This is a genomic window from Trinickia sp. NRRL B-1857, assembly GCF_050470685.1.
Lineage (GTDB): Bacteria > Pseudomonadota > Gammaproteobacteria > Burkholderiales > Burkholderiaceae > Trinickia.
In genome coordinates this window covers 2,377,873-2,402,831 of sequence record NZ_JBFLUK010000001.1, presented here as the reverse complement: position 1 = coordinate 2,402,831, position 24,959 = coordinate 2,377,873, and the positions used below count along the sequence as shown (strand labels likewise).

At 63.9% G+C, this 24,959-nt stretch carries 25 protein-coding genes; 7 read left to right on the top strand and 18 right to left on the bottom strand.

Going from position 1 to position 24,959, the window contains the following annotated elements; translation table 11 throughout:
• The first annotated feature begins 21 nt into the window (after window positions 1–21).
• Window positions 22–1,317 (top strand): ATP-binding protein, encoded by a 1,296-nt coding sequence (locus AB1286_RS10705; RefSeq protein ID WP_430363263.1) that lies wholly within the window; start codon window positions 22–24, stop codon window positions 1,315–1,317.
• Window positions 1,314–1,856: a response regulator transcription factor gene (locus tag AB1286_RS10700; RefSeq protein ID WP_430363262.1), complete on the top strand. Its 543-nt coding sequence runs from the start codon at window positions 1,314–1,316 to the stop codon at window positions 1,854–1,856. Before AB1286_RS10705 ends, AB1286_RS10700 begins: the two co-directional genes overlap by 4 nt.
• Before the next feature lie 44 nt (window positions 1,857–1,900).
• On the opposite strand, the gene AB1286_RS10695 is transcribed toward AB1286_RS10700, so the two are convergent.
• From AB1286_RS10695 to AB1286_RS10645, 11 genes are all read right to left on the bottom strand, one after another.
• Window positions 1,901–3,682: a carboxylesterase/lipase family protein gene (locus tag AB1286_RS10695; protein WP_430363261.1), complete on the bottom strand. Its 1,782-nt coding sequence runs from the start codon at window positions 3,680–3,682 to the stop codon at window positions 1,901–1,903.
• Between the two features lie 131 nt (window positions 3,683–3,813).
• Window positions 3,814–5,472, bottom strand: coding sequence for a carboxylesterase/lipase family protein (locus AB1286_RS10690; protein ID WP_430363260.1), 1,659 nt, complete (start codon window positions 5,470–5,472; stop codon window positions 3,814–3,816).
• Between the two features lie 150 nt (window positions 5,473–5,622).
• Window positions 5,623–6,966 (bottom strand): ATP-dependent protease ATPase subunit HslU, encoded by a 1,344-nt coding sequence (hslU, locus tag AB1286_RS10685; protein WP_430363259.1) that lies wholly within the window; start codon window positions 6,964–6,966, stop codon window positions 5,623–5,625.
• A 22-nt stretch (window positions 6,967–6,988) separates the two neighbouring features.
• The gene (gene hslV / locus AB1286_RS10680) at window positions 6,989–7,525 is read right to left on the bottom strand and encodes an ATP-dependent protease subunit HslV (protein WP_430363258.1); all 537 of its coding nucleotides are present in this window, start codon (window positions 7,523–7,525) and stop codon (window positions 6,989–6,991) included.
• A gap of 367 nt (window positions 7,526–7,892) precedes the next feature.
• Window positions 7,893–8,312 (bottom strand): RNA polymerase-binding protein DksA, encoded by a 420-nt coding sequence (gene dksA, locus AB1286_RS10675; RefSeq protein ID WP_116139816.1) that lies wholly within the window; start codon window positions 8,310–8,312, stop codon window positions 7,893–7,895.
• Between the two features lie 462 nt (window positions 8,313–8,774).
• A complete protein-coding gene (locus AB1286_RS10670; RefSeq protein WP_430363257.1) occupies window positions 8,775–9,881 on the bottom strand; it encodes a CobW family GTP-binding protein in 1,107 nt (368 codons plus the stop codon).
• Window positions 9,882–10,033: 152 nt separating this feature from the next.
• Window positions 10,034–11,236 carry a class I SAM-dependent rRNA methyltransferase gene (locus AB1286_RS10665; protein ID WP_430363256.1) on the bottom strand — a complete coding sequence of 401 codons (1,203 nt, stop codon included), beginning with the start codon at window positions 11,234–11,236 and terminating at the stop codon, window positions 10,034–10,036.
• A 50-nt stretch (window positions 11,237–11,286) separates the two neighbouring features.
• Window positions 11,287–12,216: a tyrosine recombinase XerC gene (gene xerC, locus AB1286_RS10660; RefSeq protein WP_430363255.1), complete on the bottom strand. Its 930-nt coding sequence runs from the start codon at window positions 12,214–12,216 to the stop codon at window positions 11,287–11,289.
• A 35-nt stretch (window positions 12,217–12,251) separates the two neighbouring features.
• The gene (locus tag AB1286_RS10655; RefSeq protein ID WP_430363254.1) at window positions 12,252–12,989 is read right to left on the bottom strand and encodes a DUF484 family protein; all 738 of its coding nucleotides are present in this window, start codon (window positions 12,987–12,989) and stop codon (window positions 12,252–12,254) included.
• 66 nt (window positions 12,990–13,055) lie between these two features.
• A complete protein-coding gene (gene dapF, locus AB1286_RS10650) occupies window positions 13,056–13,922 on the bottom strand; it encodes a diaminopimelate epimerase (protein ID WP_430363253.1) in 867 nt (288 codons plus the stop codon).
• 67 nt (window positions 13,923–13,989) lie between these two features.
• Window positions 13,990–14,877 carry a lipid A biosynthesis lauroyl acyltransferase gene (locus AB1286_RS10645; protein WP_430363252.1) on the bottom strand — a complete coding sequence of 296 codons (888 nt, stop codon included), beginning with the start codon at window positions 14,875–14,877 and terminating at the stop codon, window positions 13,990–13,992.
• A 301-nt stretch (window positions 14,878–15,178) separates the two neighbouring features.
• Between AB1286_RS10645 and metK the strand changes: the two genes are divergently transcribed.
• On the top strand, window positions 15,179–16,366 hold the full coding sequence (gene metK / locus AB1286_RS10640) for a methionine adenosyltransferase (RefSeq protein WP_430363251.1): 1,188 nt from the start codon (window positions 15,179–15,181) through the stop codon (window positions 16,364–16,366).
• A 257-nt stretch (window positions 16,367–16,623) separates the two neighbouring features.
• Here the strand turns inward: metK and AB1286_RS10635 are convergent, their stop codons facing one another.
• Window positions 16,624–16,842, bottom strand: a complete 219-nt coding sequence (locus tag AB1286_RS10635; RefSeq protein ID WP_430363250.1) for a hypothetical protein — start codon at window positions 16,840–16,842, stop codon at window positions 16,624–16,626.
• 246 nt (window positions 16,843–17,088) lie between these two features.
• The gene (locus AB1286_RS10630; RefSeq protein ID WP_430363249.1) at window positions 17,089–17,439 is read right to left on the bottom strand and encodes a hypothetical protein; all 351 of its coding nucleotides are present in this window, start codon (window positions 17,437–17,439) and stop codon (window positions 17,089–17,091) included.
• 323 nt (window positions 17,440–17,762) lie between these two features.
• Here AB1286_RS10630 and AB1286_RS10625 point away from each other — a divergent pair, with 323 nt between their 5' ends.
• On the top strand, window positions 17,763–18,524 hold the full coding sequence (locus AB1286_RS10625; RefSeq protein WP_430363248.1) for a phytanoyl-CoA dioxygenase family protein: 762 nt from the start codon (window positions 17,763–17,765) through the stop codon (window positions 18,522–18,524).
• Between the two features lie 26 nt (window positions 18,525–18,550).
• On the opposite strand, the gene AB1286_RS10620 is transcribed toward AB1286_RS10625, so the two are convergent.
• Window positions 18,551–18,760, bottom strand: coding sequence for a DUF3185 family protein (locus tag AB1286_RS10620; RefSeq protein WP_430363247.1), 210 nt, complete (start codon window positions 18,758–18,760; stop codon window positions 18,551–18,553).
• 126 nt (window positions 18,761–18,886) lie between these two features.
• Here AB1286_RS10620 and mgrA point away from each other — a divergent pair, with 126 nt between their 5' ends.
• Window positions 18,887–19,930, top strand: a complete 1,044-nt coding sequence (mgrA, locus tag AB1286_RS10615) for an L-glyceraldehyde 3-phosphate reductase (protein ID WP_430363246.1) — start codon at window positions 18,887–18,889, stop codon at window positions 19,928–19,930.
• A gap of 53 nt (window positions 19,931–19,983) precedes the next feature.
• Here the strand turns inward: mgrA and AB1286_RS10610 are convergent, their stop codons facing one another.
• From AB1286_RS10610 to AB1286_RS10600, 3 genes are all read right to left on the bottom strand, one after another.
• On the bottom strand, window positions 19,984–20,169 hold the full coding sequence (locus AB1286_RS10610; protein ID WP_430363245.1) for a hypothetical protein: 186 nt from the start codon (window positions 20,167–20,169) through the stop codon (window positions 19,984–19,986).
• An 87-nt stretch (window positions 20,170–20,256) separates the two neighbouring features.
• Entirely contained in the window at window positions 20,257–21,465 is a 1,209-nt protein-coding gene (locus AB1286_RS10605; RefSeq protein ID WP_430363244.1) for an MFS transporter, read from the bottom strand.
• Between the two features lies 1 nt (window position 21,466).
• Window positions 21,467–21,670 (bottom strand): hypothetical protein, encoded by a 204-nt coding sequence (locus AB1286_RS10600; RefSeq protein ID WP_430363243.1) that lies wholly within the window; start codon window positions 21,668–21,670, stop codon window positions 21,467–21,469.
• 419 nt (window positions 21,671–22,089) lie between these two features.
• Between AB1286_RS10600 and AB1286_RS10595 the strand changes: the two genes are divergently transcribed.
• Both AB1286_RS10595 and AB1286_RS10590 read left to right on the top strand, forming a co-directional pair.
• Window positions 22,090–22,305 carry a hypothetical protein gene (locus AB1286_RS10595; RefSeq protein ID WP_102645611.1) on the top strand — a complete coding sequence of 72 codons (216 nt, stop codon included), beginning with the start codon at window positions 22,090–22,092 and terminating at the stop codon, window positions 22,303–22,305.
• 75 nt (window positions 22,306–22,380) lie between these two features.
• Window positions 22,381–23,415, top strand: coding sequence for a serine/threonine protein kinase (locus AB1286_RS10590; protein WP_430363242.1), 1,035 nt, complete (start codon window positions 22,381–22,383; stop codon window positions 23,413–23,415).
• Between the two features lie 45 nt (window positions 23,416–23,460).
• On the opposite strand, the gene AB1286_RS10585 is transcribed toward AB1286_RS10590, so the two are convergent.
• On the bottom strand, window positions 23,461–24,879 hold the full coding sequence (locus AB1286_RS10585; RefSeq protein WP_430363241.1) for a coniferyl aldehyde dehydrogenase: 1,419 nt from the start codon (window positions 24,877–24,879) through the stop codon (window positions 23,461–23,463).
• Window positions 24,880–24,959: the final 80 nt, after the last annotated feature.

Genomic DNA, 24,959 nt, shown 5'->3' with positions numbered 1-24,959 from the left:
AACTCCACACAGTAGACTTCGATGCACCGTATTACGAATACCGGCCGAATGAACCTCGGACACTTGTTTTGGCTACGTTGTCTGGCAATCATCGGGCAGCTCGTGACGATCGCCGTCGTGCAGACGTTCTTCGGCGTGCATTTGCCGTTGCCTGCCATGTTGATCATCATCGCGCTCGAGGCGATCTTCAACGCCGCGACCTGGATTCGGGTTTCGAGCTCGCGGCCCGAAACCGATCTCGAATTGCTGGGCCAGCTATGGGTCGATCTCGGGGCGTTGTCGGCGCTTCTATTTTTGTCAGGCGGCACGACGAACCCGTTCGTTTCACTGTATCTGCCCTCGCTCGCGATTGCGGCGGCCGTGCTGCCGTGGCGGCACATGATCTGGCTCGCGATCTTCGCGATGTGTTGCTACGTCGCGCTCGGCTTCGATTCGGTGCCGCTCAATATGGATAACCCAGCCAACGTGTTCGATTACTACCGAACCGGGATGTGGGTGAACTTCATGGTGAGCGTCGGGCTGATCGCCTGGTTCGTCGCGCGCATGTCTGCGGCGTTGCGCCAGCGCGACGCCGCGCTCGGCGATGCGCAGCAACGGCTGTTGCGTGACGAGCGGGCCGTTGCGCTCGGCGTACAGGCGGCCACCGTCGCGCACGAAATGGGCACGCCGCTTTCGACGATCGCGATGGTCACCGAGGAGCTGCGCGAGGCGGCTAAGCATGACGAGGGCCTCGCGCCGTACACGGACGATTTCGCGTTGCTCGAGCAGCAGATGACGCTTTGTACCTCGGCGCTCGCGCGGCTGCGGTCGCGGGCATCGGTTTCGCCCGCTCGCGAGCGGCTCGGCAACTGGCTCACGAGTTTTTGCGAGCAGTGGCGCCTGCGTCATCCGCACGTGAAATTCGTGCGGCTCGGTACGGTCGCCGATGACGTATGGCTCGATGAAACCGCCGCAGTCGGTCAGATCCTGACGATCTTGCTCGATAACGCGGCGCGCGTGAGCTGCGATCACGTGACGTTGGCCGCTGCCGCGGCCGACGGTTTCATCGAATTCGAGGTGTGCGATTCGGGGCCGGGCATCTCGCCGGCGCTGCGCACGAAGCTCGGCACCGCGCCTGTCGACAGCACGCAGGGCGGACACGGCGTCGGTCTTTATCTCGCATTTTCCGCAGCTTCGCGGCTGAACGGATCGATCGAATTACTCGACGGGGAATCGCGCGGCACACGTGCCGTGCTGCGAGTACCGGCCGCGAAGGAAGAAGGGCAATCGCGGCGTGCCGCGCCCACACCATTGAACTCCAAGGAGAACGAACTATGAGCGGCAATCAATTTCTCGTCATCGACGACGATGAGGTTTTCTCGGGCATTTTGGCGCGCGGCCTGACGCGCCGGGGCTTCACCACGCACCAGGCGCACAACGCCGAAGAGGCGATCGCGCTGGCTAATCAACATCGGTTCGATTTCTTGACGGTCGATCTGCATTTGGGTAGCGATTCGGGGCTGAGCCTCGTCGCGCCGCTGCGCGAGTTGCAGCCCGATGCGCGGATGCTGGTGCTCACCGGCTACGCGAGTATTGCAACGGCGGTGCAAGCGGTGAAGGACGGCGCCGACAACTACCTCGCCAAACCGGCGAACGTCGAGTCGATCTTGGCCGCGCTGCAAACCGAGGCGAGCGCCGTGCAGGCCGAAGCGGCTATCGAGCATCCGACACTGCTGTCGGTGGCGCGGCTGGAGTGGGAGCACATCCAGCGCGCACTGGCGGAAAACGGGGGCAATATCTCGGCGACCGCCCGCGCGTTGAACATGCATCGCCGTACGTTGCAGAGAAAACTGGCGAAGCGGCCGGTGAAGCAGTGATCCGGCCGCATTAAGCGGCCGGAACCCCAGCGCTTTCGCGCCGCTTATTCAGCAGGCGGCTCCGCCGGCGTCTCGAGATCGACCTGTGCGGATGCGGGAGCGGTCACAGCGGCCGACTGTCCGCCGGCCGTGAGCCGCTGAAGCAGCCCATGCCTTGGCGCGCTGCGGTCCCATACCGAACTCGTTTGCTCGCCGATTGTTTGCATGAGCATGCCTCGATTCTCGGCGACGAGCGCCGGCCAGCGCGGTAGCCAGCTCTCACTGCGCGCTGTCGCGCCCTCGACGGAAGCGCCCTGACCGATCGGCGTCGTCCCGCTAGGATTGCCCGTCTTCACGAACTGCTCGACGTAACTCGAGAACATCCGCGATACATCGTAGTCGGCGGCTGTCCATGCGTACCGGCGTACGTGATCCAAGTTGCCGAGCGCATAAGGGACTTGGGCGCTGTGTTTCGCCCCGAGGCGCGGATCGGTGTCCTGCGGCTGACCGGCACGTTGGACTTCGGGCGGCAGCGGTTGAGTGTAGCGGTAGTAGAAAACCGGCGAGCGCCCGGTCTCGCGGTGCCGCTCCATCCATCGCCACACCCCGTGGCCGATGAACAGGTCGCTCGCCAGCGCCGTGGCGGCGTGTTTGACCTCGTTCTCATCGTTGCCGGGGTAATGTGCGAGCACCTCCTCGGCATGCGCCGGGAATTTCGCTTTCACCGTTTGACGCCAGTTTTCCGGCGTTGGCTCCGCGTCGCCTAGGATCGCCGTATACGGCTGCTCTTGCGAATTCGATCCTAACATCAGCGGGACCTGCGCCTGTCCCCCGTTCGTAAAGACTTGCTCGGGTGACTCGGTCAGAAAGTGGCCGTCGATGCTAGGCCAAAATGCGATGGATTCCTTCGTGAGGCCCGATTGCCCCGCCGCCGTGAGCAGCGCGTGTGCCGGGAGGGACCGGAGTTGCTGTAGCGATGCCGCACCGACGCGTGCCGCGAATCGGGTACCCGCATGTTCCGCCTCCTGCCGTGTCCAAAACGCGGTGGGCGCGAACGCGCCGCCGCTTTCGCCGATCGCGCCCGCGAACAGCCCGCGCGAAAGCGGCGAGGCCATATGAGCGCTGACGGACATGGACCCCGCCGACGATCCGGCGATCGTGACCTTCGACGGATCGCCGCCGAACTGCGCGATATTGTCTCGCACCCACCGTAGGGCCGAGACTTGATCGAGGAGCCCGTAATTGCCGGCTGTGCCATGCGACGATTCGCGCGCGGCCTCGGGCGGGGCGAGAAAGCCGAAGACGCCGAGCCGGTAATTGACCGTCACCATGACGATACCGCGCGCCGCGAGGTTTGCGCCGTCGTACCGCGGATCCGAGCCGTCCCCCGCGGTGAATCCGCCGCCGTGGAAGTAGACCAGCACGGGCAGCTTCTTATCTGCTGCCTGCGTGGGAGCCCAGACGTTTAGATACAGGCAGTCCTCGTTCATCTCCTTCGCGCGAGCATTGCTTTTGTCGGCGGGAACCGGCTGCATGCAGCGCGGCCCGAACTGCCGCGCTTGCCGCACGCCGGCCCAGCGAGCAACAGGCTGCGGTTCGCGAAAGCGGTATTCGCCGACGGGCGGCGCGGCATAGGGAATGCCTCGGAAGACGCGCACGTCCTTCTTTTGTCCGCGCATTTGCAGGCCTTCGACGATGCCGTCGGTCAGTTTGATTTGGGGCGCGAGCGCCGCTCGCGCGGCATTCGCCGGCACGGCCGATGCGCCGGTGCTGCATAAAAGAGCCGTCGCCGTGGCGATGGCTGTAACGAGATGGCACTTTGCTGAGTGATTCGACGATGTCTGCACGAATTGCCTCCTTTTCGACCGGACTTTCGTCCAATGGGCCCGCCGTGGCGGTAGGAGATTCGATCATTGACGTCGTACAAATCGGCGCGGCGCGGGGCGTGCCGTTTCCGACCGAATTACCGTAGACGAACTCACCGGGCGACAGCAATTGCCGACGTGCCGGGTTGCGGTTGCGGCCCGCTTGCGTCCCACACGGAGTGGGTGTCCGGTCCGATGACCTGCCGCAAGACCTCTTGACTCTCGACGCGCAAGGCCGGCCAACTCGGCACGGAGCCCGTATTGCGCGGCGCCGCGTTCGCCTCGGGTGACTCGCCGGGCACCGATGCGGCGCCGTTGGGATCGCCCGTCTTCACGAATTGCTCCAGATAGCTCGAAAAGATGCGCGAGACGTCGTAATCGGCAGCCGTCCAAGCGTACCGATGCGAATTGCCAAGATTGCCGAGCGAGTAGGCGGCCTGCGCGTCGTGCGCCGCGCCTAGTATCGGCGGGTGCGCCGTCCCTTCGTCGACGCGAATTTCGCGCGGCATGTCGTGCGTATAGCGGTAGTAAAAGACGGGCACTTGCCCCGTTTGCCTGTGTAGATCCATCCATCGCCGCGTACTTTGCGCGACGTCGTCGCTGCCGGGATAATGAGCGAGTTTGACGTCCACTTGATCGACGAACCACATGAGCCTCTCGCGCAGCGTCATGATTCGATGGCTCTGAGCCGGCTCGCTCGCGGTTGACGGCGGCTCGTGCTGTGCGTTCGATCCCAAGAGTAGCGGCACTTGAGTTTGTCCGCCTCGGGCGAATACTTGCTCGGGCGATTCGTTCAAAAAGTAGCCGTCCACGCTTGGCTCGAACATCGCCGGTTGTTCCGAGCGCAGCGGCTGGGCCGTTGCCGCAAGCAGCGTTTGTGCCGGCAGCGAGCGCAATTGGCGCAGCGAGGTTGCGCCGACTCGGCTCGAGAACGCTGCGGCCGCGCGTTCCGATTGCTCTCGCGTCCATAGGGCCTGCGACGCGAAGGCCCCGCCGCTTTGGCCGATCGCTCGGGCGAACAGCCCGCGCGATAGGGGCGAGCTCATATGCGCGCTCACCGAAACCGAGCCGGCCGACGTGCCGGCGATCGTGACTTGCGAAGGATCGCCCCCGAATTGAGCGATGTTTTGGCGCACCCAGCGCAGCGCCGCGAGCTGATCGAGCCAGCCGAAGTTCCCGGCCGTTCCCTGCGAAGATTCGCCGGCCACTCCCGCCGGGGCGAGGAACCCGAAGACCCCGAGCCGGTAGTTCAAGGTGACGGCAACGATGCCGCGCGAGGCGAGATTCGCGCCGTCGTAGCGAGACTCCGATCCATCGCCGGACACGAATCCTCCCCCATGGAAGAAAACGAGCACGGGCAGCTTCGTGCTTGCGCTGCTCGCGGGCGTCCACACGTTCAGATAGAGGCAGTCCTCGCTCATTGTCGTCGAGCGGAAATCCGGCTTGCCGGCGACGTTCGGTTGCATGCAGCGAGGACCGAACTGTTTGGCGCTGCGCACACCGGCCCAGCGGGCCACGCTTTGGGGTTCTCGGAAGCGCAAATCGTCCACGGGCGGTGCCGCGTACGGGATGCCGCGGAACACGCGTACGTCTTTATATTGGCCCTGGAGCTTTACGCCCTCGACGATACCGTCCGCGAGCTGCGCGCTAGGCGCTTGCCGTGCCATGGCGGCATGCGTCGTGCCGTTTGCCACCAGGCAAGAAAGCGATGCTGCGGCCGTGAGGGCCGCGGCGAAACGCGACTGCGTCGCGCGATCGAACGAAATGTTCACGATGGTGCCTCCGTTCCGAATGAACTACGGATTGATCCTCACCAATATGGTGAGTAGCGCGATCATTGACGCCAAACGCGTCTCGGATCGCTCCGTTCGTTCGAATCGGACCGGATGCCCAAGCCCCGGGCTCGCGCGCGGGGCGCTACCTCAAAGCACGTAGCGCGACAGATCCTCGCTTTGCGCGACCTCGCCGAGTGCGCGATCGACATACGCCGCATCGATCGTCACCTTCTGACCCGAATGGTTGCCGGCCGAGAACGAGACTTCCTCAAGCAGTTTTTCGATGACGGTGTAAAGCCGGCGCGCGCCGATGTTTTCGGTACGCTCGTTGACCGAGAAGGCAATTTCGGCCATGCGCTTGATGCCGTCTTGCGCGAATTCCAGCTCGACGTCTTCCGTTGCGAGCAGCGCTTGGTACTGCTTGACGAGGCTCGCATCGGTCGCGATCAAGATGGACTCGAAATCTTCCACCGACAGCGAATCGAGTTCGACGCGGATCGGAAAGCGCCCTTGCAACTCGGGGATCAGATCGCTCGGCTTCGACAGATGGAACGCGCCGCTCGCGATGAACAGAATGTGGTCGGTCTTCACCATCCCGTAGCGCGTGTTGATCGTCGTGCCTTCCACGAGCGGCAGCAAATCGCGCTGTACGCCTTGGCGCGACACCTCGGCGCCGCCCGTTTCGCTGCGCGAGGCGATTTTGTCGATTTCGTCGAGGAACACGATGCCGTTTTGCTCGACGTTCTGCACGGCCTTGGCCTTCACTTCCTCGTCGTTGAGCATCTTCGACGCTTCCTCGTCGGTCAGAAGCTTCAGCGCTTCTTTGACCTTGACCTTGCGGCGCGTCTTTTTACCGCCGCCGAGGTTCGCAAACATCGAGCGGATCTGCTCGGTCATGTCCTCCATTCCGGGCGGCCCCATGATGTCCATGCCGGCTTGCGGCATCTCGACGTCGAGCTCGATCTCCTTGTCGTCGAGCTGCCCTTCGCGCAGGCGCTTGCGGAAAGTCTGGCGCGTCGCGCTGCCGTCTGCGCTGTCCTCGCTAGCGGCTTGCGCGCCGAACCCGACGGGGCGGGCGCTCGGCAGCAAGATGTCGAGAATGCGGTCCTCGGCTTGATCCTGCGCTTTCGTGCGCACCTTGCGCATCTCCGATTCGCGCGTTTGCTTCAGGGCGATTTCGATGAGGTCGCGCACGATGCTGTCGACGTCGCGGCCGACGTAGCCGACTTCGGTGAATTTCGTCGCTTCGATCTTGATGAACGGCGCATCGGCGAGCTTGGCCAAGCGTCGCGCGATTTCCGTTTTGCCGACGCCCGTCGGCCCGATCATCAGAATGTTCTTCGGCGTGATTTCCTGACGCAGCGGCTCGCCCACTTGCTGCCGGCGCCAGCGGTTGCGCAGCGCCACGGCCACGGCTTTCTTGGCCTTGTTCTGGCCGATGATGTGTTTGTCGAGTTCCGAGACGATCTCGGCAGGGGTCATGGTGCTCATCGGTTCCTCTCTCGCTTGGCGCTTACTCGATCGTCTCGATGACGCGGTTATGGTTCGTGTAAATGCACATGTCGCCGGCGATGGCCAGCGACTTCTCGACGATCTCGCGCGGCGAAAGCGTCGTGTTGTCGGCCAGTGCGCGCGCGGCGGCTTGCGCATAGGCGCCGCCCGAACCGATCGCGCAAATGCCGCCTTCGGGATCGAGCACGTCGCCGTTACCGGTGATGACGAGCGTCGTTTGCGCGTCCGCCGTGATCAGCATCGCCTCGAGCCGGCGCAGCATACGGTCGGTGCGCCAATCCTTCGCGAGTTCGACGGCCGCGCGCGTCAGATTGCCCTGGTGCTTTTCGAGCTTCGCCTCGAAACGATCGAGCAGCGAAAACGCATCGGCGGTGCCGCCCGCGAAGCCCACGAGGACCTTGCCGTTATAGATGCGCCGGACCTTCTTTGCGCCGCCTTTCATGACGATGTTGCCGAGCGTCACTTGGCCGTCGCCGCCGAGCGCAACTTTGTCGCCGTTGCGCACGGAGACGATCGTCGTGCCGTGAAATTGCTCCATGGTGCATTCCTCGAGAAACGGAAGGGGCTCGCGCGGCGCGTGGCCGCGCGAGCTTGAGAACGGGTGGCGCCGGGTAAGGTCGCATGCGATCCCGCGCGCACATTCAGCCCATTTTAGGGCGTGCGCGGGTTTATCAAGAGCAGGAGGGCGACGATCTGCGCGACGGGCGCCGGGGGAGACGCCTCGAACCGACGACGAAGCGCGCATCCGCTTCGCATAGGTAAGCTTTTCCGAATCGAGCGCGACCACGGCATGCCGCGGACTGACTTAGCCCGGTGACCGAAAAGAAAAAAGCGCGCGGAATACCGCGCGCCTCGTTGGAAGCTGCGTGCATGCGCGCGGCATGAAGCGCCGCGCTGCCGCTCGATCAGTCGCCGAACAGCTTTTGGCGCAGCTCGCGGCGCTCCTGCGCCTCGAGCGAGAGCGTCGCCGTGGGCCGTGCGAGCAGACGCGGGATGCCGATCGGCTCGCCCGTTTCCTCGCACCAGCCGTAATCGCCCGCTTCGATGCGCGCGAGCGATTGCTGCACTTTCTTCAGCAGCTTGCGTTCGCGATCGCGCGTGCGCAGCTCGAGTGCGTGTTCTTCCTCGATCGTCGCGCGATCCGCCGGATCGGGCACGATCACCGTTTCGCGCAGGTTCTCGGTCGTCTGCCCGGCGTTGCGGAGAATTTCCGCCTGAAGCTGTTCGAGCCTGTTCTTGAAGAAGGCGAGCTGATCCTCGTTCATGTAATCCTTGTCGCTCATCTTCAGGATTTCGGCTTCGGTCAAGAGTCGTTTCGTCGTCATCTGCGTGCTTCTTCAATGTGAGGCAAAACCCATACATATTGCCCGCACTTTCGTATTGCCCGCAAGCGGTGCTAGGGAAGCGCCGGCGCCCGCGGCCCAGTGGCCGTCGAGACGCCGTCGCGCCGATGCGGGGCCGAACTCCGTAAGGAAACCGATCCTCGGGTGCTCCTACCCATTCGATACGGCGTCGCAACACGAGCCTCGCAATACGCGAGCCTCGGGCGGCGTCTTTCGGTGTCTCGATTCTTTTGTTTCGGCCTTGCCCGGATAAGGTTTCCCGGTGCCGTCGCGTAACCCGCCGGTAAGCGGCGGGGACGTATTGTAACTGAATCGAACTACGGCGCTGCAACAGAGAAAACCCTGTCGGGGCGTCGCCAATATCCTGAAAATATAGCGCGCACCCGTGCAAAAAGCGAACCTTCCACCGGTGAGGTGCGTGTGGCGCCCCACCTGTCGGACAATTTAGGCGAGGCAGGCGTCCAAGCCGTCCGTAATGAGGTCCTGCGGCAGATCGATGCCGATGAAGACCATCTTGTTCGTCTTCTTCTCCACCGGCAGCCATTTGGCCGCGAGGTCGCTTCCCATCATTTGATGCACGCCCTGGAAGACGACTTTACGGTCGACGCCCTTCATATAGAGCACGCCTTTGTAGCGCAGCAGCCGCTCGCCGTAGATTTGCAGCACGCCGCCCAGGAAATCCTCGAGCTTGTTCGGATCGAACGGCCGATCGTTGCGATAGACGAACGACTTGATCCGATCGTCATGGTGCGCATGGTGGTGGTGCGCATGCCCTTCATGCTCGCAATGACCGTGATCGTGGTCGCAATGCTCATGGTCGTGATCGTGCGCATGGTCATGGCCGTGATCGTGCGCATGGTCATGGCCGTGATCGTGGTGGTGCGCGTGAGCGTGATCGTCTTCGGCCAGGAAGTCCGGATCGATCTCGAGCTTCGCGTTCAGATTGAAGCCGCGCAGATCGAAGATCTCCTTGATGTCGGCTTCGCCGAAGTTCACCACCTTGATCGCCGCCTTCGGATTCATGTGGACGAGGCGATGGCGCAGGTCGGCCAGCGTGGCTTCGTCGACGAGATCCGACTTGGTGATGAATAGGCGATCGGCGAAGCCCACTTGCCGCTGCACCACTTCGTGTTCGTCGAGTTGTGCATCGGCGTGTTTGGCGTCGACGAGCGTGATGATCGCATCGAGCAAGAACGCGTCGCCGATCTCGCTATCCATGAAGAACGTCTGCGCGACGGGGCCGGGGTTGGCCAAGCCCGTCGTTTCGATGACGACGCGGTCGAACGCGATTTCGCCGGCACGCTTGCGGGCCGCGAGATCGCCGAGCGCGCGCGCCAAGTCGCCGCGGATCGTGCAGCAGATGCAGCCGTTGCTCATCTGCACGATCTGCTCGGCCTGTTCCTGAACCAGAATCTCGTTGTCGATGTTCTCCTCGCCGAACTCGTTTTCGATCACGGCGATCTTCATGCCGTGCTTTTCGGTAAGGATGCGCTTGAGCAGCGTGGTTTTGCCGCTGCCTAGGAAGCCGGTCAAGATGGTGACGGGGATCATATTCAATCGCCTATGGTCGAAAATCAGGGACGGTTCGAGCGAGCCGACCACGAAAATATTGAAGCATACCGGCGCGCGCTCGTTTGCGCCGAGGTCCTCGACACCGGACCTCTCGCTGGGCGCCAGCGCGAATTTGCCCTAAATGGGGGCGGTCATACGATTTGCAACAGCAGTCCCTTCAAATACTCGCCTTCCGGGAACGCGGCCAGCAGCGGGTGATCGAGGCCGGCGCCGAGGCGCTTGAGGATTCGCGCGTCCACGCGTGCGTCGGCCGCTGCGCCGGCGACGATCTTTTGAAAGAGATCCGCATCGATCGCGCCCGAGCACGAGTACGTGAACAGGAGCCCGCCCGGCCGTAGCAAGCGAAACCCCGACAGGTTGATGTCCTTATAGGCGCGCGCCGCGCGGTCCACATGCTCGCGCGCCGGCGCGAATTTCGGCGGATCTAGCACGACGAGGTCGAAACGCTCGCCGTCGTCCACGAGGCGGCGCAGCGTGCGGAATGCATCGGCGTCGAGCCATTGCGCTCGCTCGGCGTCGAAACCGTTCGCTTCGACGTTCGCGCGCGCAAGCGCGAGCGCCTCCCCAGACGAATCGATCGAGACGACGCGCTTGGCGCCGCCGCCCAGCGCCGCGAGCGAGAAGCCGCCCGTGTAGCAAAAGCAATTGAGCACGTCGCGCTCCGCGGCATAGGCTTGCACCAGCGCGCGGTTGTCGCGCTGGTCGACGTAAAACCCCGTCTTGTGCCCGCTGTGCACGTCGACGTGGTAGCGCACCCCGTTCTCGCGCGTGATCAGCGTGTCGGGCGGGGCGTCGCCGGCCAGCACGCCGGTCGTTTGCTCGAGCCCTTCCTTTTCGCGGATGGACACGTCCGAGCGTTCATAGACATTGGGGCAGCCTGTCGCGCCGACGAGCGCCGCGACGATCGCTTGCTTCCATGCCTCCACGCCGGCGGCCATGAACTGGCAAACGAGCTGACCGCGACCGGCACCGCCGTCCTCCGTGTAGTAGTCGACGACGAGGCCCGGCAGGCCGTCGGCTTCGCCGAAGATCAGCCGCACGGCGCCCGTATCGCGTACGAATGCCTGCCGATGGGCGAAAGCGCGCTGCACGCGCCGCTTGAAAAACGCGTGATCGATCGGTTCGCTCTCGTCGAAGCTCCAGACGCGCAGGCGAATTTGAGAATGCGGGCTGTAGGCCGCTCTAGCGAGGAAACGACCATCGTGCGCGCGCACGATGACGGTGGCGCCGGAGGTGGGTTTGCCTTCGACGTGCTCGATCGCGTTGGCATAGACCCACGGGTGGCGGCGGAACAGCGATTTTTCCTTCGAGGGCTTGAGCGTAACGGTGTTCATAGCAAATGCGGAGTTAAGCGGCGCGGCGCGCGCGCGCGGGATAGACCGCGTCAATCGCGCTTTTTCGCGCGCGGGTGGGCGCTGTCGTAGATTCGCGCGAGGTGTTGAAAATCGAGCGACGTATAAATTTGCGTCGCGGCCACGCTCGCATGGCCGAGCAACTCTTGCACCGCCCGCAGATCGCCGCTCGATTGCAGCACGTGCGTGGCGAACGAGTGACGCAGGACGTGCGGATGCACGTTGGCCGGAATGCCGGCTCTGAGCGCGGCGCGTTTGACGCGTTCGCGTACGACGTTCGGCGACATACGCGCGCCGCGCGCCGATAGAAATAGCGGATGCGGATCGGCCTTCACGAACTGGCCGCGCACCGCGAGCCATGCGTTCAGCGCGTCGATCGCCTTGCGGCCGACCGGCACGGTTCGCTGGCGTTTGCCCTTACCGAGCACCGTCACCTCGTGCGCCGCCATGTCGAGCCAGCCGGTCGAACGGTAGCCGTCGCCTTCCGCGTAGGCGGCATCGAGCCCGACGAGCTCCGACAGCCGCAAACCCGACGAGTAAAACAACTCGAGGATCGCATGGTCGCGCAGCCCCTCGGCGCTTTCGGCAGGACCGGCTTCCATGAGTGCGGTGGCGTCGTCGACGGACAACGCTTTGGGTAGCCGCTTCGGTTGCTTGGGCGCCCGCACCGCCGCCACCGGGTTGGCGGGCAGCTCGACGCGTTCGCCGAGCCAGCGGTAAAACGCGCGCCAAGCCGACAAACGATGCGCGATCGAGCGCGCCGACAAACCGCCCGCGTGCGCCCGGGCCACGGCTCCTCGCATATCCACCGCCGATAAGCCGGCTAGCGGCCTGCCGTCGGCGAGTTGCACCAGGGCCTCGAGTTCGTGCGCGTAACTGCGCAGCGTATGCTCGGAGAGCCGGCGCGCATGCGCCAGACCGGCAAGATACGCCGCGATCAGTTCGGAGTCGGTCTCAGGCACGCGCGCGCTCGTCGAAAGGGGCTGAAGGCCGGTGATCAGGCAAGCAGCCGGCTCAGCGCCGCACTTGCGAGCGTGCCGATCTGCATCAGGAAATCGGTCGCCATGCCGTCGTGGAAACGGCGCGGATCGGGCGAGCCCATGACCAGCAAGCCGAACGCCGGCACGGCGGGCGCGCTCTCGTTCGCGCCCTCGGCGACGCTTGCACGCGCGGCCGCGGTTTCGAGCGCGCGCGGCTCGCGCAGGGCGAGCAGCGCGACCGATTGGACGGCTGCGGCGTCGCTCGCGCCGGCCTCGCCGGCGGCAAGCCATTGCGCCGCTTCGAAGCCAGAGTTCGCACCGCAGTACGGAGCATCGAGCCCATTGGCGAACAAGCGTACCTCTTCGCCCACCTGACGCGCGAATTCGGCGTCGCGGTACGTATCGGCCACATCCCAAAGGCGCAGCGCCGCTTGCGGCACGTCGAATACTTCCATGAGGCCTTGCGCGACGGTGCGCGGCAACGCGTGGGCGTCGCGCTCGGCGATCACGCGCGCGGTCCAGCGGTTGAACTTGGCTGCGATGCTGTCGTTCTCATGACCGTAGCGCAACAGTTCGGCCAGGCGACGCTCGAGCACCTTGTTCTTTTCGCGCAGCATGTCCATCTGGCGCTCTTGAAGCGAGACGGCCGCTTTCCCGTGCGGATTGGCGAGCCGAACGGCGGCCAGCAGCTCCGCGTGTTGCGAGAAGAATTCCGGGTTGGCGAGTAAGTAGTCGGCGACTTCGCGATCGTTCATGAGTGTCGGCAAAAGAGCGGGCAAGGCAAGGGGTGAAAAAAAACGGACGGGCCGCAATCGTATCGGTCAGTCCGCGAGTTCGATTTCGCCATCGAACACGGTGGACGCCGGGCCTGACATCATGAGCGAGGCGGCTTCGTCGCGCGCGCCGTCCCAGGCGATGGTCAGCGTGCCGCCGAGCGCGTGGACGGTAACGGGCGAATCGAGCAGGCCCCGGCGAATGCCGGCCGCGACCGCCGCGCAGGCTCCCGTGCCGCAGGCAAGCGTCTCGCCCGCGCCGCGTTCGAACACGCGCAACGCCACTTCGCTGCGCGAGCGGATCTGCATGAAGCCTGCATTCACGCGCTGCGGGAAGCGGGCGTAGTGCTCGATCTTCGGCCCGAGTTCGGCAATCGGAAACGTGCGGACGTCGTCCACGACTTGGACGGCGTGCGGATTGCCCATCGAGACGACCGATACCCAGTACGTGCGGCCGTCGATCTCGAGCGGCCAGAGCGAATCGGCGCCTTCGCGGCGCGCGTTAAGTCCCGCCGAATCGAACGGGACGCGCGCGGGCTCGAACACGGGCGGTCCCATGTCGACGACCACTTCGCCGTTCTCTTGCATCGTGAGCGTGATGAGCCCGCCGTGCACTTGCACGCGCACGCTGCGCTTATCGGTCAGCCCCGTATCGCGGACGAATTTGACGAAGCATCGCGCGCCGTTGCCGCAGTGTTCGACCTCGCCGCCGTCGCAGTTGAAAATGCGGTATTTGAAATCGGCGTCCGCAACGGTCGGCCGCTCGACGAGCAGCAGTTGATCGGCGCCGATGCCGAAATGGCGGTCGGCGAGCGCGCGCACTTGGTCGCGCGTCAGGGCGAGCGGCCGGCTATAGCCGTCGAGCACGACGAAGTCGTTGCCCGCGCCGTGCATCTTGGTGAACTTGAGCTTCATGATGCCGATATTGTAAGGGACGCCTACGGCCCTGCGCTCGCGCGCCCTGCCGGCTGAATCTTGCACCTCAATCGTAGACGCTCGGCATGCCGGGCGGCCGTGTCTTGAAGCGCTTGTGCACCCAGTAGTACTGCTCCGGGATGCGCGGAATCTGTTCTTCGAGGAAGGCGTTCATGCGGCGCGCATCGGTGTCGTCGTCGCCCGTGGGAAAGTTTTCCCAAGGTTTGAAGACTTTCAGCCGATAACCTTTGTAATTGGGCAGTACCTCGCCGATGAACGGCAGCACCTGCGCGCGGCCCACCTGCGCGAAGCGGCCGACGGCCGTCAGCGTGCAGGTGGGGATGCCGAAGAAGGGCACGAAGGTGGAGTTGCGCAGGCCGTAATCCATATCGGCGCCGAGCATGACGGGTTTGCGCTCGCGCAGCCAGCGCAAGACGACGCGGGCGCTATCGGCGCGGCTTGCCATGTCGGCGCCGAAGCGGCCGCGAGCCTGCTTCGCGATTTCCTCGAGTTCGGGGTTGGACATCGGCTGATACAGCGCGGCGCATTGGCGCTGCAATGCGACGTTGATGAAGACCGAGCCCGCTTCGATGCCGACGAAGTGAAAGCCGAGGAGCAGCGTGGGCGGCATATTCGGATCGGTCAGATCGACTTCGCTGTCGACGACGACGAGCTTCTTAAGCTTCTCCAAAGAGCCGAACCACTGCACGCTGCGCTCGACGTAGCTGCGAATCGCGTGGCGAAAATGCTTGCAGGCGATTTCGTCGCGCTTTTGTTCGCTCCACTCGGGAAAACACAGCTTGAGGTTCGTATGAACGATGCGCCGGCGCTTGCTGGGGATCTGATAGAGCAGCCAGCCGAGGCCGTCGCCTAAGCGCGCGACGAAGCCGTACGGCAAGATTGCGAGAAACTTGAGCAGGCCGATGGCGAATTTCGTGCCGATGCGATTTAACATTCGCGGGCCTCACACGGGGGCGTACAAAGGGGACGCTGAGCCGGTGCGAGGACCGCGTAGACGCATGAGCGTGGCGCGCAATGCGCCGAAAAGATGGGAAGAGACACGGCAATTCGCTCTGTGACAATCTCGAGAAGCCGCTATAATACGGGCTTCGCCGAGTTAATAGACAACTTGCGGGGCGAAGTCGCCCGGGCGCCAGCAGCGTCCGAGCGAGCATGAAATCCGCTAAAGCGTCGCCGCTTCAGGCTCCCGAAGCTGGCTACGTGAACTCAAACACCGTAACCTTGGAGTCTGCAACGTGGCAAACGACTACCTTTTCACGTCCGAATCCGTTTCCGAAGGCCATCCCGACAAGGTCGCCGACCAAATCTCGGACGCCATTCTCGACGCCATCCTCACGCAAGACAAATACTCTCGCGTTGCCGCCGAAACGCTGTGCAACACGGGTCTCGTCGTGCTGGCTGGTGAAATCACAACCACGGCGAACGTCGACTACATCCAAGTCGCGCGCGATACGATCAAGCGCATCGGCTACGACAACACCGACTACGGCATCGATTACCGCGGCTGCGCGGTGCTCGTCGCCTACGACAAGCAATCGCCCGACATCGCGCAAGGCGTCGATCGCGCGCACGACAACAACCTCGATCAAGGCGCGGGCGACCAAGGCTTGATGTTCGGTTATGCCTGCGACGAAACGCCCGAGTTGATGCCGTTGCCGATCCACTTGTCGCACCGCCTTGTCGAGCGCCAAGCGTCGCTGCGCCGCGACGGCCGCTTGCCCTGGCTGCGTCCCGATGCGAAGTCGCAAGTGACGGTACGCTACGTCGACGGCAAGCCGCATTCGATCGACACCGTCGTGCTCTCGACGCAGCATGCACCGGAAATCGAGCTGTCGATGCTGCGCGAAGCGGTGATCGAAGAGGTCATCAAGCCGACCTTGCCGGCCGAACTGATCAAGGGCGACGTGAAGTTCCTCGTGAACCCGACGGGTCGTTTCGTCATCGGCGGTCCGCAAGGCGACTGCGGGTTGACGGGCCGTAAGATCATCGTCGATACGTACGGCGGCGCGGCTCCTCACGGTGGCGGCGCGTTCTCGGGCAAGGATCCGTCGAAGGTCGACCGTTCGGCTGCTTACGCGGGCCGCTATGTCGCCAAGAACATCGTGGCCGCGGGTCTCGCCTCGCGCTGCTTGATCCAAGTGTCGTACGCGATCGGCGTGGCGCAGCCCACCTCCGTCATGGTCAATACGTTCGGCACGGGCAAGGTGTCCGATGCGACGATCACCGCACTCGTGCGCGAGCATTTCGATCTGCGTCCGAAGGGCATCATTCAGATGCTCGACCTGCTGCGCCCCGTCTATGAAAAGACGGCCGCTTACGGTCACTTCGGCCGCGAAGAGCCGGAATTCTCGTGGGAAGCAACCGATAAGGCGCTCGCACTGGCCGAAGCGGCCGGCACGGAGCCGGTCGCCGAAGTCGCGTAATCGCCTGACCCAAGCGCGGTAATGAAGCAACGAAACCCCGGCTTATGCCGGGGTTTTTTTCGAGCTGCCGCATAGAAACGGCCGTGATGCATCCGGCTTAGCCGTCTTCGCCGACCTCCGTCGGATTCGGCAAATCGGGGAGCGGCTTGTCGGTCGGTTTGGCGGGTTGGCCGCGCGATTTTTCGTCGGGCGCAGCAGGTTGCGTCGGCTTTGGTCCATCGCCGTCGCTTCCCGTTCGGCGCGAAACTCGGATGCGGTTAGTCCCAGCAGTTGCGGAAGGCGACCGCGACGATAACGGGCACGCACAATACGAGCGGAATGGCGAAGTAGGGCACTTCGAGATCGGTCTTCCAGCTATAGATGAGCCAGCCGATACCGGCCGCGAGCGTCCCCACGCCGACAAGTGCCGTCAAGATGTTCAACGTGCGTTTCGAGGGCGCCTTATGCCGCGGCTTTTGGGGAGAGGGCGTATTCATCGCAAATCTTGGTCTCGCGTGGCGCGGCCGATCGGTCTGTATGTTCGAATTTTACGCTGACGAAAGGCTGCGGGAGCGTGGTGACGACCTCTCAATGGTAGTCGCCCGCGAGCCTAACTTCGATCGATACCCCGAACTCTCTCGGGGAAATGCGCGACCAGCCAGTCGATGAATATCCGCAGGCGGTGCCGCTTTGCGACTCGGGGCACGAGGCGCCCCGGCGATGGTTCGGCTGGCTCGCGGTGCCTAGCGGGCGGCGAATGCGAACCAGCCCGCGCTGGCAGACAGGCGGCGCGGCCGGCGGTTGGCGGTCGCAGCCGCGCGTTGCGCGCTGGCTAGCGCGGCGCGGCGGGCCTTCGTATGACGCAGCAAGCCGCGCAACAGCAAACGGCGCGCGCGCGTCCGGCTGCGCAACATCGAAAATACGGTGCGCAACCAGGTGCGCAACGTGCCACCTGCTTCTTGGGAATGAGCAGTGCGCGCACTCGTACGCGCGGCATGGTGCCGCAGCGCGCGAGCGGGTGTGCGGCGCAACGAGCGTGCCGGGCTCAGCGAGACCCGGGGGCGGCTATGACGGGATGCGAGGTGTTTGTGCATGGCATCAAAAAACGATGAGGGTCCTCGCAACGATTGCGAGGCCGCCGCATCGACGCACCAATCGTGCCATGCGCGCTGTTGCCATGCGCGGGCCGAAGGATGCGGCGAGGGCAAAATCCGGAGAAGTGGCGACGGCTCTCGACGTAAAACGGGGTCGCAGCGAGCCGGAAGAAACAATCGACATGCGGCTCACAGTACACGCGATTCGTGACGCGCGTAAGTCGTGATCACCCTCGCACTGGGCCGGTGCGAACCCGCACCGCGCGCGCACGCTTTAGAATGAAACGTTTCCGCCCCAGCGGCCCTTCAGCAAGGAAGGTTTCATGTCAGCACAATCGAAAAAAGAACAAGTGCAGGAGCTGCGCGAGCGCGGCTTCGTCGTCGTAAAGGGGCTCGTTCCTAGCGAGCGGTGCGTGGCGCTCAAGGGTGTCGCATCGCGCCAGTTGGACGAGGCGGCGCAGCCGCTCGAGTACGAGGCCGATCTGCGGTATCCGGGCGCGCCCGAGTCCAAGCATGCGCCGGGCGGCCATACCGTGCGTCGTTTGCTCGACGCTTACGCGCGCGATGCGCTGTTCCGCGAATGGGCGACGGCGCCGGAGATCAGAGGCTGGATGGAGTTGTACTTCGGCGAATCGCCACGGCTCTCTCGTGCGCATCACAATTGCATGATGACGAAGCATCCCGCCTATGGCAGCCTGACGGGCTGGCATCGCGATGCGCGCTATTGGTCGTTCGAGCGCGACGATCTCGTATCGACCTGGCTCGCGCTCGGGACGGAAACGGTTCGCAATGGCGGGCTCTGGTTCGTCCCCGGTTCGCACGCGATGACGTTCACCTCGGAGCGCTTCGACGCCCAGAAGTTCTTCCGCGCCGATCTACCCGAAAACGAAGCGCTGCTTCGTACGGCAGTCTCGCCCGAACTCGAGCCCGGAGACGTTGTCTTCTTCCATTGCAATACGCTGCACTCGGCCGGGCAGAATCTCACCGACGACGTGAAGTTCTCGCTCGTGTTCACTTACCACGGAACGAGCAACGTGCCGCTGCCCGGCACGCGTTCCGCGTCGAAGCCCGAAATCGCGCTTTGATCGATGGTGCTGGCCCGGCAGGCGCTTCAGCGCTTGCCGGCAGACGAGGCGGTCAAGCCGATCAGGCCGGCGAGCGTCGCCGCAACCCCGCCGGCTATGAGCCAAATGGTCTTGTTGGTAGGCGTACCGGTCACGACGCGCGAAACGTCGCTCGCAAGCGAATGGAACGATTGGCCGCCGAAATAGAGCAACACCACGCCACCCGCGATCAGCGCCAGGGAAATCGCTTTGATCATGGACTTTTCTCATCGATGGTAAGAGCAGGCGGCAGTGTATGAAACTTGCCTCCTCGGTGTCCATCGGTTAGCACCCAACGTCGCCCGCCGCCGACGCATTCATCCACGCACTCAACGAGGATTCTCATGGCCTATGAAGCTGCATCCACCCGCTATTCGGACATGCAATTCCGCACGTGCGGCCGCTCGGGACTGAAGCTGCCCGCGCTGTCGCTCGGCTTATGGCACAACTTCGGCGATACGACGGCCCTATCGACGCAGCGCGAGATTCTGCGCACGGCATTCGATCTCGGTGTCACGCACTTCGACTTGGCGAACAACTATGGGCCGCCGTACGGCAGCGCCGAAACGAATTTCGGGCGACTGTTCAAAGACGATTTCCGCCCGTATCGCGACGAGTTGCTGATTTCGACGAAGGCCGGCTGGGACATGTGGCCGGGGCCGTATGGGCAGGGCGGAGGCTCGCGCAAGTATGTGCTCGCGAGCTTGGACCAAAGCTTGAAGCGAATGGGGCTCGATTACGTCGACATCTTCTACTCGCACCGCTTCGACGCCGATACGCCGCTCGAGGAAACGGCCGCCGCGCTTGCCAGCGTAGTGCATCAGGGCAAGGCGCTGTATGTCGGTATCTCGTCGTACTCTGCCGCCAAGACGCGCGAGATGGAAGCGCTCCTTCGCGAGCACAAGGTTCCTCTGCTCATCCATCAACCTTCGTACAACATGCTCAATCGTTGGATCGAGCACGAGTTGCTCGACACGCTCGGCGAAACGGGGACCGGGTGCATCGCTTTCACGCCGTTGGCGCAGGGGTTACTGACTTCGAAGTATCTGAACGGCGTGCCGGATGACGCCCGGATCAACAAGCCCGGCGGCGGTTCGTTGCAGCAAAGCCATCTGAACCCCGAGAACATCGAGCACGTACGCAAGCTCAACGAGATCGCGAAGCGGCGCGGCCAATCGCTGGCGCAGATGGCGCTCGCTTGGGTGTTGCGCGACGCGCGGGTTACCTCCGCGCTCATCGGCGCGAGCCGGGCCGAGCAAGTACGCGAGAACGTGGGCGCGCTCGCGAACCTCGCGTTCTCGAGCGATGAAATCGCCGAAATCGACCGCTATGCGACCGAAGGCGGCATCAATCTCTGGGAAAAGCCTTCCACCGATCAGCGCATTTAACTTGCATCGGCGCGATCGGCATGACGACGCGTTTCGCCGGTGGGCTCGCCGCGCTACATCAGCGCCGGCAGCCCTTCGACGAGCACAACGGCAAACACCACACCGATCAACGCGCCGAGCACGCGCAACGTGTTGTGCACGAAGCGTGAGGACGTGGGCAGCGCACCGAGGAATAACGCGCCCGCGAGCGCCATCGGAATGACGAGGATGAAGTCGCTAATGGTGAAGTCCGTCGGCATGCTCATCTCCTCCTAGTTTTGTTGCGATGCAATGCTGCAAACGTGCACACGCGTTAAACGAGTATAGGAGACGCTGCGCGATTTGCCTTATGCGAGCTCGGCGCGTTCGCACGATCTGAGCCAAGCGGCTGTGACGATGCCGAGTAGGAGCAAGCCGGCGACGAGTGCCGTCACGCCGCTCCAGCCATAGGCGCCGAATACGCGCCCGCCGTACCAGCCCACTAGGCTCGAGCCAAGGTAATAGGCGAGCAGATACAGCGCCGCCGCTTGCCCTTTTGCATGCTGGGCGAGGCGCCCGACCCAGCCGCTCGCCACCGCATGCCCCGCGAAAAAGCCGAAGGTGACGAGTGCGATGCCCGCGACGATCGAGGCGATCGGAGCTAGTTGTGTCAAGGCGACGCCTACGAGCATGAGAACGAGGCTTGCGATCAAGACGCGCGCGCGGCCGATGAGGTCGGCCATCCGTCCGGAAAGCGGCGAGGCGACGACGCCTGCCAGATAGACGACGAAGATCGCACCGATTTGCGTCTGACTCAGGTTGTAGGGAGCGCCGAGTAAGCGGTAGCCGACGTAGTTGTAGAGCGTCACGAAGCAGCCCATCAGCACGAACGCCATCGCAAAAAGCGCTCTGAGCGCAGGCTTGCCGAGGTGGCCGCGTAGCGCCTCGCGATGGTGCGCGAACGCAAGCGCGCGCCGCGGTACGAAGTGTCGAGAAGGTGGCAGTAGCGCGCGGAATGCGACCATGGCGAGGAGACCGAGCACGCCGATGACGGCGATCGAGATGCGCCATGAGAACAGATCGGCGAGTGCGCCCGCGACGACGCGGCCGGCCATTCCGCCGATCGCCGTGCCGCCCACATAAAGTCCCATCGCAAGGCCAAGGCCGTCCGGATGAACCTCCTCGGCAAGATAGGCCATCGCGACGGCCGGCACGCCGCCGAGCGCCGCGCCTTCGAGCGCACGCAGCACCAGCAGTTCCGGCCAATGGGGAACGACCGCGACGGCGAGCGTGAGTAGAGCCGATGCCGATAGCGAGGCCGTCATCAATCGATGGCGGCTCAGCCCTTCGGATAAGAAACCGGCCGCGAATATCGCGAGGGCCAGAACGCCTGTGGTCAGCGAGATGGCCAAGCTGCTTTGCGCGGGTGTCGTGCCGAACGTCGAGGAGAACGCGGGCAGCAACGGCTGCACGCAATAGAGCAGCGAAAACGTCGCGTAGCCGGCGAAGAGCAGTGCTAGGCTCGCCCGCCAATACGCGCGCGAGCCCCGTTCGAGAAAGGGAGCGGCTACCGCCACGTCACTCCCGAGCGGGGGCCGGCGCCGTGGCCGGAGCGGGCTGCGGCACGGCGCCCTCTCCCGAATGGTAGGCCGTGGTAGCGGTAGGTTTGACGTTGTCCATACCGTTCTGTGCGCATGCGCCTAGCGCGAGCGCGATACTCGCGGCACCGAGTGCGCTTACCCATATTCTGGGCCGTGTGCCATATTGCGATAGGTCGTTCATCTTCGTTCTCCCGTCACGATCGATGCCCAATGCGGCGCGCCGATGGAGCCGGCGGCGTGGCGGCGCCTTGTTCAAGCGCACGCCCGACGGCCCGATCGCGCAATCGATGTGCCGGCTTCCCAAGCGAGATACAGCGACGGGTTGCGGCACATCGACCGCGGCGATGCGCCGCACGTTATGCTTGGACTATACCGCCTGGTACGCGTAACGTATGGCGATGTGCGCCGCTCGCGTGGCGGGTCGCATGCGCGCCACGCACGAATGGGCGAGTTTGCGGGACTCTTGCTATGTGGATGGTCAGCTTTTTGTAAGGACGATCGCTGGAAATAGCGGTTAATCGGCCTCTACATTCGGCTTTCCTCACTGGCCGGTTCCGTGAACAATCGAGTCATCGTTTAACGCCCCAGAGGGGAGACATCATGCAAATCGGTTCGATCGTCAGGTCGGTGCATATGGCCGTGCCATCCGGCGCGCGCGGGATCGTCATGCGCATACTCGGCGATATGGCGATGGTCGTATGGTTTGCCGGGGAGCCCGGCGCGTCGCTGCAATTGAATACCGAGCCGTTCTTCCTTGAAGATCTGATCGATACTGGGGAACTCGTCGCACGTCCGGCAGGATCGCTTGTCCATTGAAGGTCAATCAGGGCTCACGTATTCCTCAGAGGTAGTCGTACGCCGGGCGCCGCGCCGATGCGGCACAATGCCGGCATGAACGAGCCATTTCCCGATTCCCCAGGCGTGCCCGGCCTAGCTGCCACGCACCCATTCACCCGGCTCACGCCGGAATGCGTGCTCGACGCGATCGATAGCGTGCTGGCTCAGACCGGCGTGCGGACCGACGGGCGACTGCTACCGCTCAACAGTTACGAAAACCGCGTTTATCAGGTCGGCGTCGAAGACGGACCACCCGTCGTCGTGAAGTTCTATCGGCCCAACCGGTGGTCGGACGAAGCGATTCTCGAGGAGCACGGTTTCGTCGCCGAACTCGTGCAAGCGGAGATTCCCGTCGTGCCCGCGCGTGAAATCGACGGCCGCACGTTGCATGCGTTCGACGGATTTCGCTTCGCCATCTTCGAGCGCCGCGGCGGGCGTTCGCCCGATCTCGACCGTCGAGATACGCTCGAATGGATGGGGCGTTTCATCGGACGCATTCATGCCGTCGGTAAGCAGAAGCCGTACGTTGCCCGGCCGACGCTCGATATCGCCACGTTCGGCCGAGAGCCTCGCGAGTTTTTGTTGTCGCACGATTTCGTGCCGCCCGAGCTGCGCGCCTCGTACGAGGCCGCGGCGACGCTCGCGCTCGAAGGTGTCGAACGCGCTTTCGAAGCCGCGGGAGACATTGCCTACCTGCGACTGCACGGCGATTGCCATGCGAGCAACGTGCTATGGACCGACGCGGGTCCTCACTTCGTCGATTTCGACGACAGCCGCATGGGCCCCGCGATTCAGGATTTGTGGCTGCTGCTGCCCGGCGGGCGCGCGGATGCCGCGAGCGCGCTGTCGGATCTTTTGGCCGGTTATGAAGATTTCTGCGAATTCGAGCCGCGCGAGCTGCATTTGATCGAGGCGCTCCGTACGCTGCGATTGATGCATTACGCGGCGTGGCTGGCTCGGCGTTGGGACGATCCCGCTTTTCCCGCCGCCTTTCCTTGGTTCAACACGCAACGGTATTGGGAAGCGCGCGTGCTCGAATTGCGCGAGCAGATTGGTGCAATGCAAGAGGGGCCATTGTGGCCCGTCTGACCGGCGGGCGCGGGGCCGGCTCGTGCCGCGATCGATCCAGGCGCCTCAGAATTTGAACATGAGCCGCATCAGCGCATGAAAGCGCCGCCCGTACGGGGGCAATAGCAGCGCGCGCGCGTTCCAGCGCGGTTGCACGAGCACCGGCTTCATTTTCGAGAACGTCGTGAAGCCTTCGTAGCCGTGATAGGCGCCGATGCCGCTCGCTCCCACGCCTCCGAACGGCAATCCCTCGCATGCGATGTGCAGCAGCGTTTCGTTGACCGCGACGCCGCCCGACACCGTCTCGTGCAACACGCGCTCGACAGTTCGGCGTTCATCGTCGAAGAGATAGAGCGCAAGCGGGCGCGGGCGCGCGTTGACGTAACGCAGCGCGTCGTCGAGCGTGTCGTAGGGGATGAGCGGCAGCAGCGGACCGAAGATCTCGTCTTGCATCAGCGCGCATTGCTCGGGCGCATTCGTTACGGCGCACGGCGGAAAGAGCCGGCGAGCCGCATCGGGTTGCGCGTCCGTCAGCGGATGCAGCGCGGCCCCTTGCGCGGCGGCTTCGTCTGCGAGTGTCTTCATGCGCTCGAAGTGGCGTGCCGATACGAGCGTGGTGTAATCGGCGTTGCGGGCGAAATCGGGATAAAGCCGCGCTACGCGCGCGCGTGCACGTTCGATGAACGCTTGCTCGGTTCCGCGCGGTAAAAGGACGTAATCGGGTGCGATACACGTTTGGCCGGCATTGAGCGTCTTACCGGCGAGGATGCTGTCGACTGCATGATCGAAGCGCGCGTGCGGACCGATGATCGCGGGCGATTTGCCGCCCAGCTCGAGCGTGACCGGTGTCAGGTTAGCGGCGGCGGCGCGCATGACCTCGCGGCCGACGGCCGTCGATCCGGTGAAAATCAGGTGATCGAACGGTAAGGCGCAAAACGCTGCGCCGATCGAGGCATCGCCCGTGATGACGGTTACATGCTCGGGCGCGAAGGTCCGCTCGATCAATTGTCGAACGAGCTCGGCGGTACGCGGCGTGTACTCGGACATTTTGATGATCGCGCGGTTGCCGGCCGCCAATGCACAGATCAACGGGCCGACGGCCAGCAGGATCGGATAGTTCCATGGCGCGACGATGCCCACGACGCCGAGCGGCTGAGGTACGACTTTCGCCGTCGCCGGGCGCAGCCAAATGCCGGTGGCGCGCCGCTGCGGCTTCATCCAGCGCTTCCCGTGCTTGAGTGCCGAGTCGATTTCGTTCTTTGCGAGCCAAAGCTCCGACAGCAAGAGCTCGGCTTTCGCGCGCTGGCCGAAGTCGGCGGCGAGCGCTTGCGCGAGCGCGTCGCTATTGTCGAGCAGCATCGCTCGCAGCGCGCGCAAGTGCGCCGCTCGTGTTTCCCATGAAGGATACGGCTCGCGCGCGTACGCTTCGCGCGCAAGCCGCAGGGCGTGATCGAGCGCCGCGGCGCTGGGCAGATCGTTCTTCATTCCTATCCTCCGAGGTCGGGCGTCGACTGCTTTTGCGCGTCGATGCCACGTGCTGGCATCGCTCTACCAGGCGTTTTGAT